Origin of the sequence: Aquibacillus rhizosphaerae (genome assembly GCF_030282825.1) — a bacterium.
In the GTDB taxonomy this organism is placed as follows: Bacteria; Bacillota; Bacilli; order Bacillales; family Amphibacillaceae; genus Aquibacillus_C; species Aquibacillus_C rhizosphaerae.
Genome location: NZ_JASTZU010000058.1, coordinates 222,408 through 234,786, shown reverse-complemented (window position 1 = coordinate 234,786; position 12,379 = coordinate 222,408). Strand labels below are relative to the sequence as shown.

14 protein-coding genes are annotated in these 12,379 nt (G+C 34.5%); 8 read left to right on the top strand and 6 right to left on the bottom strand.

The window, feature by feature from the left end; genetic code table 11:
* Nucleotides 1-190 precede the first annotated feature (190 nt).
* The 4 genes from QQS35_RS18255 to QQS35_RS18240 all read right to left on the bottom strand — a co-directional run bounded on the left by QQS35_RS18255 (nucleotide 191) and on the right by QQS35_RS18240 (nucleotide 4,333).
* Nucleotides 191-526: a DUF3221 domain-containing protein gene (locus tag QQS35_RS18255; RefSeq protein WP_285933656.1), complete on the bottom strand. Its 336-nt coding sequence runs from the start codon at nucleotides 524-526 to the stop codon at nucleotides 191-193.
* 549 nt (nucleotides 527-1,075) lie between these two features.
* The gene (locus QQS35_RS18250) at nucleotides 1,076-1,585 is read right to left on the bottom strand and encodes a hypothetical protein (RefSeq protein WP_285933655.1); all 510 of its coding nucleotides are present in this window, start codon (nucleotides 1,583-1,585) and stop codon (nucleotides 1,076-1,078) included.
* Between the two features lie 114 nt (nucleotides 1,586-1,699).
* Nucleotides 1,700-1,948 (bottom strand): hypothetical protein, encoded by a 249-nt coding sequence (locus QQS35_RS18245; protein ID WP_285933654.1) that lies wholly within the window; start codon nucleotides 1,946-1,948, stop codon nucleotides 1,700-1,702.
* Between the two features lie 1,221 nt (nucleotides 1,949-3,169).
* Nucleotides 3,170-4,333 (bottom strand): ROK family protein, encoded by a 1,164-nt coding sequence (locus QQS35_RS18240; protein WP_285933653.1) that lies wholly within the window; start codon nucleotides 4,331-4,333, stop codon nucleotides 3,170-3,172.
* Between the two features lie 233 nt (nucleotides 4,334-4,566).
* Here QQS35_RS18240 and larC point away from each other — a divergent pair, with 233 nt between their 5' ends.
* The 4 genes from larC (at nucleotide 4,567) to larC2 (ending at nucleotide 8,320) form a co-directional block, all read left to right on the top strand.
* Nucleotides 4,567-5,436 carry a nickel pincer cofactor biosynthesis protein LarC gene (larC, locus tag QQS35_RS18235; RefSeq protein WP_285933652.1) on the top strand — a complete coding sequence of 290 codons (870 nt, stop codon included), beginning with the start codon at nucleotides 4,567-4,569 and terminating at the stop codon, nucleotides 5,434-5,436.
* Between the two features lie 89 nt (nucleotides 5,437-5,525).
* Nucleotides 5,526-7,028, top strand: a complete 1,503-nt coding sequence (locus tag QQS35_RS18230; protein WP_331490836.1) for a gluconokinase — start codon at nucleotides 5,526-5,528, stop codon at nucleotides 7,026-7,028.
* A gap of 39 nt (nucleotides 7,029-7,067) precedes the next feature.
* Entirely contained in the window at nucleotides 7,068-7,814 is a 747-nt protein-coding gene (gene larB / locus QQS35_RS18225) for a nickel pincer cofactor biosynthesis protein LarB (protein ID WP_285933651.1), read from the top strand.
* 35 nt (nucleotides 7,815-7,849) lie between these two features.
* A complete protein-coding gene (gene larC2, locus QQS35_RS18220; protein ID WP_285933650.1) occupies nucleotides 7,850-8,320 on the top strand; it encodes a nickel pincer cofactor biosynthesis protein LarC2 in 471 nt (156 codons plus the stop codon).
* A 319-nt stretch (nucleotides 8,321-8,639) separates the two neighbouring features.
* Here the strand turns inward: larC2 and QQS35_RS18215 are convergent, their stop codons facing one another.
* Nucleotides 8,640-8,921 (bottom strand): hypothetical protein, encoded by a 282-nt coding sequence (locus QQS35_RS18215; RefSeq protein ID WP_285933649.1) that lies wholly within the window; start codon nucleotides 8,919-8,921, stop codon nucleotides 8,640-8,642.
* A 548-nt stretch (nucleotides 8,922-9,469) separates the two neighbouring features.
* Between QQS35_RS18215 and QQS35_RS18210 the strand changes: the two genes are divergently transcribed.
* Nucleotides 9,470-9,682 (top strand): hypothetical protein, encoded by a 213-nt coding sequence (locus QQS35_RS18210; RefSeq protein ID WP_285933648.1) that lies wholly within the window; start codon nucleotides 9,470-9,472, stop codon nucleotides 9,680-9,682.
* Between the two features lie 287 nt (nucleotides 9,683-9,969).
* Here QQS35_RS18210 and QQS35_RS18205 read toward each other — a convergent pair whose 3' ends face one another.
* Nucleotides 9,970-10,272, bottom strand: a complete 303-nt coding sequence (locus QQS35_RS18205; protein ID WP_285933647.1) for a DUF2642 domain-containing protein — start codon at nucleotides 10,270-10,272, stop codon at nucleotides 9,970-9,972.
* Nucleotides 10,273-10,525: 253 nt separating this feature from the next.
* Between QQS35_RS18205 and QQS35_RS18200 the strand changes: the two genes are divergently transcribed.
* The 3 genes from QQS35_RS18200 to QQS35_RS18190 all read left to right on the top strand — a co-directional run bounded on the left by QQS35_RS18200 (nucleotide 10,526) and on the right by QQS35_RS18190 (nucleotide 12,262).
* Entirely contained in the window at nucleotides 10,526-11,020 is a 495-nt protein-coding gene (locus tag QQS35_RS18200) for a YkvA family protein (RefSeq protein WP_407933985.1), read from the top strand.
* Nucleotides 11,021-11,186: 166 nt separating this feature from the next.
* Nucleotides 11,187-11,291 (top strand): putative holin-like toxin, encoded by a 105-nt coding sequence (locus QQS35_RS18195; protein WP_285933646.1) that lies wholly within the window; start codon nucleotides 11,187-11,189, stop codon nucleotides 11,289-11,291.
* Between the two features lie 464 nt (nucleotides 11,292-11,755).
* Nucleotides 11,756-12,262, top strand: a complete 507-nt coding sequence (locus tag QQS35_RS18190; RefSeq protein WP_407933984.1) for a GNAT family N-acetyltransferase — start codon at nucleotides 11,756-11,758, stop codon at nucleotides 12,260-12,262.
* Nucleotides 12,263-12,379: the final 117 nt, after the last annotated feature.

Below are 12,379 nucleotides of genomic sequence, written 5' to 3'. Positions count from 1 at the left end.
GCAAACAAGATCAATCTGGACTCCTCAGCTATTAAAACAATAGTAGTTGCTGTGTTTCATCCTATTAATCGGTTACATTAGTCCAGTCTTCTACTAGTATCTTAGTTGAAATATAAACAATTCTATTAGATTTGAATCCAGAGTTTTAAAATTTATTTTGTTTCACAATTGCCCTGGATTGTTGAGAAACTTATTTTTTTAATTGAATTTTCTTAGCCTTAGCTTGCTCAGGATAGGATGCAAGTATATCTCCAGCAATCCATACTTTTACTTCATCACCTTTTGACCATTCCTCTGTATTGTCATATGCTAAAGAAATTAAGGAAATACCTTTTTCTTCTTCCTGTATCTCTGAAATTGATTTGTTTTTTATATCTTCATACTTGTCCAGAGAAAGATTCTTTGAAAGTAATAGCTCATTTTCTGTTACTTCTAAAATAATACCTTCCATTTCAGAACTGCTACATCCTGCGATTGAAAGACTTAACAATATAACAGTAAAAGTAATGAATACTTTTCTTTTCATTAGATACACTCCTTCCCATTATGTGATAAGACGAATTTAACATTATATAGGTTTCGTTATTTGATTGTTTGTCAGTTTTATGGTGTTTATTTCTAGTATAATTTTGATAGGGGAACACCAGCAGGAGGGCTTAAAAGAATCTCCGATTATTCCTGAATACAAATATTATGGGAAAATCGTTATATTTTAATATAGTAAGGCTAAGACGTCTAGAAAGACAACTTGAGGAGGACATTTAAGTGGAGACAAGAAAGTTTGCTAACCAAATTACAAAAAAAGCTGGACTTTTTTATCGTTAATCTACCAATACTTACACCTTATCCTTAAATTTATTCCAAATTTAATTTCTGCTTTTTATTTGTCAGAATCACTGCCGTTAATGCGTGCCCAAGTTCATGAATTAAAGTTGCAATAGGAAAAACCAAGGCGAAAAATAATAAAAATATGATTATAAATTTTAGCAAACTATACATATTCCTTTTCTCCCTGCTATATTCATCTTTTGTCCATCACTTAAGCTACGAACACAACTTTGCACATGGTAGTTTTCTAATTTATTGGAGATCTGATTTCTCCTTCTAATTCCTCTGCTTTCTTCATAAAGGAGTCCATGTTTCCACTTATTGAAATCCTTAATCCTAACCCTACGTCACGGAGTGTTTCTCGTAGTTTTTCAAAATTCTCTTTATCTTCTTCAGTTAAATCAACGAAATTATATAATTCGTCATTAGGATACTGATTTAATTTTGAATATAAATTTCTAAGGATCTCTTTTTCAGACTTAGAAAGAGTTCCTAATTGTTCCCCAGTAGTCACACCAAGTGAAATTCCGTTCAATACATCTCCTAATTCAGTTGTAACCAAGTTAGGCTCAGACCAATTTGCATCAATTTGGTTTGCAATCAAGCCTTCTAATTCTACTAAATTAGCTTGAACTTCTGTAACAAGCACTTGCTCCTTAACGAAGTTCATTTTTATAAATCCCCAAGCTATCATTAGAATAAGAAGTATATTAAAACCTATTGAAATCCTGAATAATACCTTCCTTTTTTTATCCAATTCATATCCCCCTATGCATAGATAATTTCAACATGAAATCTTCATACTTCATCTCTATTATTCTGCTTTTATAGTTTTAAGATGCATTAACCATCTTAATGAAAGGTTATTTGTTTAGATAAAAACCTCTAAAATTATCCATATGGTTGCTCCTGACAGTATAATCAATACACCGACGCCATTGTCAACTCTCTTTTCCTTAAGATTTAACTTGTCAAACAATAGCCAAACTAACAACATCATAGGTAAGGGAGCTATTAGGTACTGCCACCACCCTAGTGGTTCAAAAAATTCAGAATATTGGAGTCCAGTAACCAAAAATAAGATAAACATAAATAAGGGGATCTCTAATCTCATAGTCATAATTTTTCCTCCCGTCGAAATCAGAAAATATTTCTTGAATAGTACTGTCAAGTTACTAGCAAAATAGTTTTATACATAAAATTGGAAGGCTTCTTCCAGGTAGAATGCTTAATCAGGTTTCCTTATAAAATGAAAGGTTAAGCCGGCTAGGACAAACGACAAGATGACTATGATGGGGGAGACAAATATTAGTCCTATTACATTTGTTTTATCATTCAAAGGAACGAATTTTTCCCAAACCTCTCCGGTTATTTTCCATAGCACCATGAAAATTAAAATTGTTAAAACAAAATAAATTATTCTCTCCATGATTATTTTCATAACATTTATCTCCTTCGCCTCTAAGGTAGCATATTTCCAGTGTAATCCTAACCATAACCATGTCGTATCATTAATTTAAGTGCATTTGTTGATAGTTATCTGAGTTGATCAATAACCAAATGGACGGTTATGTACAAAAAAAATAACAGCATAGCGAGGATAAACCAAGAATAATAGTGTTTTTTGTTTTTTAATACGCTATAAATAAAAGTCGAAATAATTCCGAGAAGAACAATAATCCCTATAATAGACATCAGTAAAAAAAATGAAGCCATTTCCCATAACCCCCAATAGACCAACCTAACAATTTCTTATCACTCTTATTACAGTAGTCAACTTTGTCTGTTTTTACATTATCTGTATATATTTTAACATAAACATTTGGCTTATCTTAAGTAAAGATATACCGATATATTTGCAATTCAAAGTAAGTCAATATGCACATAAAAATTGTAGTAGATGAATCAACATCAGTGGCTAAGGTAACTAATAAATTTGCGTATAATAATGCATATACTAATTTATGAAAAAGTTGCACCACACTTTAAAAAATGCAAATTGTTGTGTATTAGCTATTAATAGTAGAACCCGTTTTAAGTTACTCACTAACAATCAATAATTAATCTTGTTGTTTATACAATTCACAACATCCATATCCATTCATAAAAATCACCTTGAAAATTAAAATAAATAGCTATATGATGTATATAAGAGTTAATTTGTTTATCGAGTAAACTAATTGTTTTTTTGGTGTGATTGAAGCAATATGGATCAACTATGAAGTCATTAAATTTTTTGTGTGTTGTGGCGGAATTCGAAAGGGTCCCGAGGTGTTTATAACCAACAAAAAACCCCTCGCATCTAGGCGAGGGGAGAGGCCAAAAATCAGACTAGCTTCAGTTATGAAGAGATATCTAAGCTAAGAGAGGATATCTCTAGAAAATTCTTAATTCCAAGAGCACAAGCTCCCATTACAGTTGACTGCTTGCCTAAATCTGAGATGACTAATTCTCGATATTGACTCACCGTGGACACAAGGTTACTTTGGAGCTCATCGATAATATTTGGAATGTGATGTAATACTTCACTGTTAAGCACAATCGTTTCTGGATTATATAAGTTAATAATATTATTTAGGCCGATGGAAATATGTTTGATAAATTGTTCTATCTCCTTCGTAACAATAGGGTCTTTCTTAGCTAACCACTTGCTAATATCTCGGTAACTAATGTCTGTTTTGTCTAACTTTTTGGAAAGATGCTCGAACAGACTTGCCTCTGAGGCGTAAAGTTCCCAGCATCCTTTGTTGCCACATTTACAAACTTTTCCGTCAGGGAAGATAATCATGTGTCCCATTTCTCCTGCATAGCCATGGTAACCTTTGATCACTTCACCATCCATAATGATTCCGAGACCAATGCCGGTATACATACTGATACATAACAAGTTATCAATATGATGGTGTTTAAATACGATTTCGGCAAAAGCGGTTAAGTTAGCGTTATTTTCGATATGTACGGTTATTCCAGTCTTTTTCTCAAGGTCATCTTTTAGATTTTTGTTACGCCATTGGTGTTGAGGAATAAAGAAGATGCTTTCATCTTTTCCTACTGTACCGTGTATAGCAATGACAGCACTAACCATGCCATATCGGTATTCAGAACATTTGTTTTGAAATTCTGTGATATGTGTAGCTACGAGATCAAGGATTTCATTATAATCGGATGTTTCTAGATCATAGGTGTTCGATAGTAAAGGAAACCCTAATAGATCAGACAACGTATAAGTTATATACTTGTAATCGATATTAATACCGAGGACGCATGCTGCTTCACGATTTATACCAAGCAAAATAGGACGTCTTCCAACCGTATTATGTTCTTGGTGTGTTTCATAAATCAAATCTTGATCTAATAAATTGGCTACCTGAACCGAGATAGTTGCTTTATTTAATCCAGTTATTTTAGATAAGTTAGCTCTAGATATCATGCCATGTTCGATAATTTTTTCAAGGATAAAACTTCTATTTAATTTTTTAATGTATGCTCCATCACCGGTAACCATAGTAATTCCCTCTTTTCCATTTGCTTAAAAGTGGAATGAACGATAAAGGACGTAACGATAATTTTCAAGTTCACTTAAAAAAATGAGAACTTTATGAAAACGTACGCTTAGAAATCCTTTTATTCATATAAACTCTAGTTTAAATCAAGAGGGTTAAATAAACAACAAACAAAATAAGTGGTAAGCTAAGATTAATGGTATTCCAATAATTAATAGAAAAAGGAGTCGTAAATATGAAATTGCTTTATTTTGATTGTTTCTCAGGACTTAGTGGAGATATGATTATCGCTGCCTTGCTAGATGCAGGTGCAGATTTTAACCGTTTACAAGAAGAATTAAAGAAGTTGAACATCGATGAAGAATATGAATTGAAATGGAAAAAGGTAATAAAGAACGGAATCACAAGTACTAAATTCGATGTGATATTAAATGATACAAAGGAAAGCCTTCAGCACGACCATGTACATACAGACGGGCATCATCATAGTCATACGAGCCATACGCATGAGCACACGCATAGTCACACCCATACGCACAGTCACAGTGACGGCCATACACATGAGCATAGTCATGGTCATACACATAGTCATCACCATCGTTCCTACAAAGATATCGTTGAAATGATAGAAACTGCAGGATTTAATGAAGCTGTAGAAAAAATGGCCTTAGATATTTTCAAAAAAATAGGGGAAGCAGAGGGGAAGATTCATGGCGTATCTTTAGATAAAGTACATTTTCACGAGGTTGGTGCTGTGGATTCTATTATTGATATTGTAGGTGCAGCGATATTATTAGACCAATTAAACATAGATAGATTTGTTTCCGCTTCTGTACCAATGGGAACTGGTCATATACATATCGATCACGGTGTCTATCCTGTACCAGCCCCAGCGACACTTGAAATCATGAAGGGTATTCCAGTTCAGCAAAGTAATTTAAAGGCAGAGTTAACGACGCCAACAGGTGCAGCGATTGTCGCTGTCATAGCAGAAGAATTTGGAACGATTCCGACGATGAAAATTGAGACAATTGGGTACGGTGCGGGTACAAAAACCTTTCCGAACCATCCAAATGTGCTACGCGTTATTATTGGAGAACAGTAATTTATCAATAAATAATGGAAGCACCGATTCAGTGATTCAGCAGGGTGCAGATTTATTATATATACAGCCTTGGTATAACAGAAGGATTAGTGAAAAAAGAAAAGGATGTGGGAATGATGGGGAAAGAGTTTGTTATCGGTCTTGATATCGGTACAACGAGTGTTAAAGCGGTTATGTTTGACTTAAATGGAAATGTGGTGGAAGAAGCGGAAGAGTTGATCACTTCTCTTTATCCAAAGGAAGACTGGGTCGAGCAAAATCCGTATGAAATTGAAACAAAAACGATTGTAGCATTGAAGGATGTTATCACAAAAGCAAAGCTTCAAGAAGCGAATCTATTAGGAATTGGGTTCTCGTCAGCGATGCATTCACTGATTTGTGTTGATGAAAAAAACGAAGCTATTTCAGACATGCTTATTTGGTCGGATGGTAGAAGTAGTGAGCAAGCGGAAAATCTGGATGTCAATATTGGCAAAAAGGTTTATCAAAAAACGGGTACACCGATTCATCCTATGTCACCTTTTTTAAAGCTATTGTGGATGAAGGAAAACGATTATGAACCTTATCACCAAGCAAGTTACTTTATGTCTCTGAAAGAGTTTTTGCTACAAAAATGGTTTGGACAAAGAGTAGTTGATTATTCGATTGCCTCTGCTTCGGGACTGATGAATGTCGATATGCTATCTTGGGATAAAGATGTATTAGACCTGGTGGGAGTAAAGGAGAGTCAGTTGTCTCGTATTGTTCCTCCGACTGAAGTGTTAACAGGCTTGAACGAAAGCCTTGCAACAGAACTTGGTATTTCCCCGCAATTACCTTTCATTATTGGAGCGGCAGATGGTCAACTTGCAAATCTAGGTAGTGGAGCAATTACGCCAGGGGAAGTGGCTGTATCGGTTGGAACAAGCGGAGCAATCAGACAATTCACAAAAGGTGCGCCAATCAATAATAGACAAGAAACGTTTACCTACGCATTTACAAAAGATACTTCGATTATTGGTGGAGCTACAAACAATGGTGGGATTGCCTTGCAGTGGTTAAAAGATTTATTTGCATTTGAGGGAAGTCATGATGCCTTTCTTTCCGGTGTTGAGGATGTGGAAGTTGGATCAGAAGGAATTCTCTTTTTACCATATGTTAACGGAGAACGTGCACCGCTATGGAATCAAAAGGCAAAAGGAAACTTTTTCGGGCTCAGTATAGGACACAGAAAAGAACACTTAACTCGTGCCGTGCTTGAGGGTGTTACGTTAAATTTATACAAGATTGGAAAATCACTAGAAGAAGTAGCTGGTAAGCCAGTAAAGATAAGCGTCAACGGTGGATTATCTAAATCGGATGTTTGGGTACAGATTATGGCTGATGTGTTTGGACAAGAAATTCATCTGTCTGATACACACCATAATGCTGGATGGGGAGCTGCATGGACAGCACTTGTTGCGATTGGTAAAGTTGATTCGTTTGAGGCCATTAAACAAAACTTACCGGTTGGTAAGGTGATTCAACCAAACCAGTCCAATCATGAAAAATATAGAAGTATTTATGAGAAATATGAAAAATTAGTAACATCTATCGTACCAAATTTCAATTAAATGCACTCTGAAATTCTGTTGTAAAGCGAGGCGAAAATAATGGAAGATATATTAAAACAAGTACAAGACGGGAGTCTGAGCATCACAGAAGCAAAAGATAAACTGGCAACGTATGAAAACTTAGGCTTTGCTAAAGTCGATCACCACCGCAAAAAACGGCAGGGATTTCCGGAAGTTGTTTTCGGGGAAGGTAAAACTCCAGAACAAATTATTGCGATCATCCAAGCATTAAAAGCGAAAAATAATGCTGTGTTAGTAACGCGCATTACCAAAGAAAAGGCGGAATCTGTACAAGTCCAATTTCCTGAATTCAACTACCATGAGACGGCTGAAATTTTACTGTGGAAGAAGGAAATTCCAGAGAAAGATCGAGTTAATAGCTATATTGCGATTGTTTGTGCAGGGACCTCAGATTTACGCGTGGCAGAAGAAGCTGCAATTACAGCAGAAGCATTAGGCTGTCCGGTGAAGCGGTTCTATGATGTTGGTGTGGCCGGTATTCATCGGCTCTTTGATAACATTGAAGAAATCCAACAAGCGACGGTTTCGGTTGTTGTTGCTGGAATGGAAGGTGCGTTACCAAGTGTGGTAGGTGGTCTGGTTTCTCATCCAGTTATAGCGGTGCCGACAAGCATTGGCTATGGAGCTAGTTTTAATGGATTGTCAGCATTATTAACAATGTTAAATTCTTGCGCTTCTGGAATAAGTGTAGTGAATATCGATAATGGCTTTGGCGGTGCGTATAACGCTGCACTTGTTCATCGACTCGCAAATAAACAGCAATAACCGATAGCTACTTTGGAAAGCGAGGTACATACTAAATGAACCGAAAACCTCCTGATCATGAACATGTTGATGATCAAATGATTAAAATGGAAGTGAATCTCGATGATATGTCCGGGGAGTGGCTCGGATATGTCATGGATATTTTATTTGAAGCCGGTGCAAATGACGTATTTTATACACCTATCTATATGAAAAAAAATCGTCCAGGCGTATTGCTTCAGTTACTTTGTTCCAAACAATCTATGGAACAAATGAAATCTATTTTACTAAAAGAAACGACGACTCTTGGCATTCGGTACTATCCTTTAACCGTACATCGTATGGAACGAGCGTTTATAAAGGTAGAAACTGAATGGGGTCCGGTTACAGTTAAACAAGGAATCAATAATGAGGAAGTTTTTCAAAGTTCACCAGAATATGAAGATTGTAAGGCAATTGCAAAAAAACATAACATTCCATTAAAGAAAGTATATGAGCAGGTCTGGAAGGCGATGGATAAAGACTGAGAAGGACGAGAACGATTCGAGAAAACAAGATATTACATAGCAAAAGGTCCAATTAATGTAAAAATTGGACTGTTTTTTGTTGGATTTACAAGGTTTTATAAGTGGAGATAGACTGGATTAGTGTTGTTAATAGTTCAATCATTCAATTAGGAAATGGATATTTATGTTAAAGTATAGGATGTAGTATTGTATTAAAATACAAGAAGGTTACTTGAAGAATGGCGTGACATCACTTGAAATGAAGCAATTTTTGCTGATTTGAAAAGAAGGAAGCTGCGGCAACAACTTCCCTGATCTGTAACAATCACAACCCGCTACTTCAATAAGTTATTTTTTTATCTTCTTCAAAGTCTCTTTCATACGTTTCTGCTTGATCTACATCGTCCCAAGCCTCACTACCACTAACCCGATCCCTCCTATAAAAGTGTCTCTCCGGATGACCTAATATATAAGAATATTTATGTAATCGAATTTGTCTAATAATAAGTGACAAGAAGACACCGGCTATTGATATAAATGATCCAGTTTTGTAATTTAATAATAAAGATATCAATAATAGAATCAAGGATGGAAGTTGAATCATCCATTCAATTTTTTTCATTCTGTTTAACATCCCTTCGTCACAGCTTGTTAAATGAAAGTACATAACTATTTCAAAAAATAATGAACACACTAATATCCATATGCTCTGGATATACATGAATGAACTTACCACACCACGATGTTTTATGTTTGCTATATTTTTAGCAACTTGTAGATTGATTGGCACAAAAAACAAGGAGAACAAAAGTCCTCCTGAGAGTGAGATAGATAGATGAATAATAGGTAAATTGGATGTTGAATCTGATACTGCATTTCCGATTAAAAATAAAGGAATATCGGCCCATATAAAGAGGGTTAACTCTAATAAAACTGATGCCACTATGACTTACGTAAAATTCTTTTTAAGTACATTTGAATAATTGCGAAAATACAAACTCACCATAATTCCTCACAGATGTTTATATAATTCATTTTATTTCATTCAACATTTCTACCCGTTTATTGAATGAGACTTGCTCTTTAATTTTGTTTGAATCATTAAAATTGAAATATCTTCCTTGTTTAAAGTAAAATAGAATTCACCTTATAAAGAGAGGGGAACTTTTTATGAAGCGATATCTATTTGAATATGAAGTAATATCTTCTGGTCTTATTAGTCAGTTTAGCATTGTGTCGGCTAGCGAGAGTGAAGCTAAAGCACAAATAAAAGAACGTGTTGCTGATATTGAATTTACTGAAGAAAGTGATATTACGATAAAAAATCTTATTAAAACCATTGATGCAACAGATAATTATTATGAATGTGAAGGTTGTACATAATGGTATATTCTTAATAACCTCTTACCCTTATTGGGGCAGGGGTTATTTTTTATCTAAAAATAGTATTAGAGTATGTGTGATTTTTCCATTTACGTATAGATATCCTGATGAGGGTGACGAAGTTAAAAAAACTAAAATGCGAGTTATCAATAATGTTGCCTGTAATTATGAATACACGAATACGTGTTGTTTGAAATTCACTCCAATGGTATGAACTACCTTATATTGGAGTGAATTTTTTAAGAACAAGTTCAATTTTTTGAAGTATAACACTTCATGTAGATTTATTATTTTGGAGTAACAAAATAAGTAATATTTGGATAATGAACATGATAGTTATAATCTCCGATTGTTAGTTGTAGGTGATCAATAGCAACACCAGTTAGTGTACCTTCTAACGGTCCATTTAACGTTATGACACGAATTGTCTTATCTAGATGCATCATTAAGTGATCGAAAAACACTGGTTTTGTAGGAATCGTGTAGATTGGAGCTATTTGTTCCATTACGGCTGGAAAGTTATTGGAATAAACGTATTTCCCAGGTGGTAATGGAGTTTGTTGATGCATGTACGGAATATTTTGTATCAATGGTTCCACTCCTTACATTTGAGTCAATTTCATAATTACCTTATTCAGTCATATGTGACAATATTGGTATTGTGAAATTGATTAATATAATTTTATATTTTAGCTTATGCTTTGTTACTGTTGCGTGACACTAGCACAGGTAATGGCTAGTAAAAACTATTTAAAGTTTCAACAATACAAATATGATAAAGAAGTGAAGAATTAGGGTAATATGATAGGAAGAAGACTATGAAATTTCGCAGGAGGGAGAAACATGAATTTACTAGACAAATTTAGAAAAAAGAAGCCGAATAATGAAGAGATACAAGAAGATATGAAAATAGAAGGAACAGATGTAGAAGAGTTAAAAGAAGAAGCAGAAAATCTGGAAGAAGAAACGATACAGAAACATGAAAAGCACTATTCCGATGATCGATATTGGAATAAGATTCAAAAGTTTTCTAAGAAGGCTGGCTCAACTGTCGTATATGCGGTGTTAATCCTTTACTACACATTACAGAAGCCGGAAATACCTTTAAAAGTAAAAATAACGATCGCAGGTGCATTAGGTTATTTCATTCTACCGTTAGATCTAATCCCTGACGTAGCACTAGGAGTAGGTTTTGTTGATGATTTAGCAGTAATCACTGCTGCTTTATTTCAAGTAGCGATGTTTATTGATGATGAGATTAAATTAAAAGCGAAGGACAAGCTCACAAAATGGTTTGGTAAGGTTGTAGACACTTCTGAGATAGATAACAAAATTTAAAGAATAAAGTACGTTATATGAGTTTTTCTCAGTTTAAAAGGAAATGGAATTTCGTCTAAAGGAAGAGAACGTTCGCTCTATTGAATCCTTGTATGTATGCTATAATCTAGTAAGATAATGTTCTTTTCAGGAGAGGTCGGCTAACCCCAGAAAGGGGGTGATGCCCATGAGTTTATATGAGATTATGATGGTACTGTTTGGTTTTGGTACCTTTTTAATCGCATTGCTCGCTTTGATTGTGTCGATTATTTCGAACATCAATAAAAAATAGACCTCCCTATTTACCCGTTAAGTGATCAGGTGAGGTCTATCTGTATGATGGACAGCCGATCCCTCTGGGGGAACCGCTTATCTAAAGGCCACAGTTACCGCTGTGGTCTTTTTAGGTTTTGCTTATCTAATTAAATTATAACAATATTTCGTAATTATTAAAAGCCTAACAAGTGTTTTAAGTTTATTATGAGAAATTTTAAATTATTGAATTATTCTTGTGATTCCTGCCAATGACACATATTGTAATAATCTATTCAGTATCAAAGAGGTAAGTCTTCCGACAATAGGGTAAGATTGTGGTAAAAGTAGTTGGAAAAGAATCGTATAACAGAAAGCCTAAAAGTTTGTAATTTCTTCTTTTTAACCTGAGTGGTAGGATTAATAAATAATAAAAGTATTTAAATTTACTATTATCAATTATTATTATATTTAGAAAGTAAATTATATTCTTGAGGTGATTTTATGATTAGTGATGTGAAAATTGTACAAATAGATTCAATTGAAAAATACATTGATGAGTTGTCTGAACTTTTGATACACGTAGTAGATGATGGAGCATCAATTGGTTTTTTACCTCCACTAAAACTAACGGATGCTAATAATTATTGGAAAAATTTATTAAGTACAGAAATTCTTCTATTTGTTGCAAAAATAAACAATCAAATAGTTGGAAGTGTACAACTGCACCTATGTACGAAGCAAAATGGTAATCATAGAGCTGAAATTGCAAAGCTTTTAACGCACCCTAACTATCGACGTAAAGGTATTGGTCGCTATTTGATGAATAAGGCTGAAGAGCGAGCTAAGCAGGAAGGGAAGTCATTAATAGTTCTAGATACAAGAGAAGGAGACCCTTCAAATTTTCTTTATTCATCAATTGGTTACAGTCAAGCTGGTAAAATACCTTATTATGCTAAATCGGCCAATGGAGAACTTCACTCAACCGTTCTATACTATAAGTACTATTAAATCAAACAATAATGGTAGTCTTCTATTGAATAAGACCGTCTAACAAAATCAACTGATTTGCTCCGCATACAATGATACTATGCGATAAAAATATTTTTTACAATCATGCGGCGATAG

Bases quoted from the DNA above. Each gene is read 5' to 3' on its own strand.
- QQS35_RS18190 (WP_407933984.1), top strand. From the start codon at position 11,756: ATGATTAGTGATGTGAAAATTGTACAAATAGATTCAATTGAAAAATAC.
- QQS35_RS18240 (WP_285933653.1), bottom strand. From the start codon at position 4,333: ATGGTTACCGGTGATGGAGCATACATTAAAAAATTAAATAGAAGTTTT.
- larC (WP_285933652.1), top strand. From the start codon at position 4,567: ATGAAATTGCTTTATTTTGATTGTTTCTCAGGACTTAGTGGAGATATG.
- QQS35_RS18210 (WP_285933648.1), top strand. From the start codon at position 9,470: ATGAAGCGATATCTATTTGAATATGAAGTAATATCTTCTGGTCTTATT.
- QQS35_RS18195 (WP_285933646.1), top strand. From the start codon at position 11,187: ATGAGTTTATATGAGATTATGATGGTACTGTTTGGTTTTGGTACCTTT.
- QQS35_RS18245 (WP_285933654.1), bottom strand. From the start codon at position 1,948: ATGACTATGAGATTAGAGATCCCCTTATTTATGTTTATCTTATTTTTG.
- QQS35_RS18255 (WP_285933656.1), bottom strand. From the start codon at position 526: ATGAAAAGAAAAGTATTCATTACTTTTACTGTTATATTGTTAAGTCTT.
- QQS35_RS18200 (WP_407933985.1), top strand. From the start codon at position 10,526: ATGAATTTACTAGACAAATTTAGAAAAAAGAAGCCGAATAATGAAGAG.
- QQS35_RS18215 (WP_285933649.1), bottom strand. From the start codon at position 8,921: ATGAAAAAAATTGAATGGATGATTCAACTTCCATCCTTGATTCTATTA.
- larC2 (WP_285933650.1), top strand. From the start codon at position 7,850: ATGAACCGAAAACCTCCTGATCATGAACATGTTGATGATCAAATGATT.
- larB (WP_285933651.1), top strand. From the start codon at position 7,068: ATGGAAGATATATTAAAACAAGTACAAGACGGGAGTCTGAGCATCACA.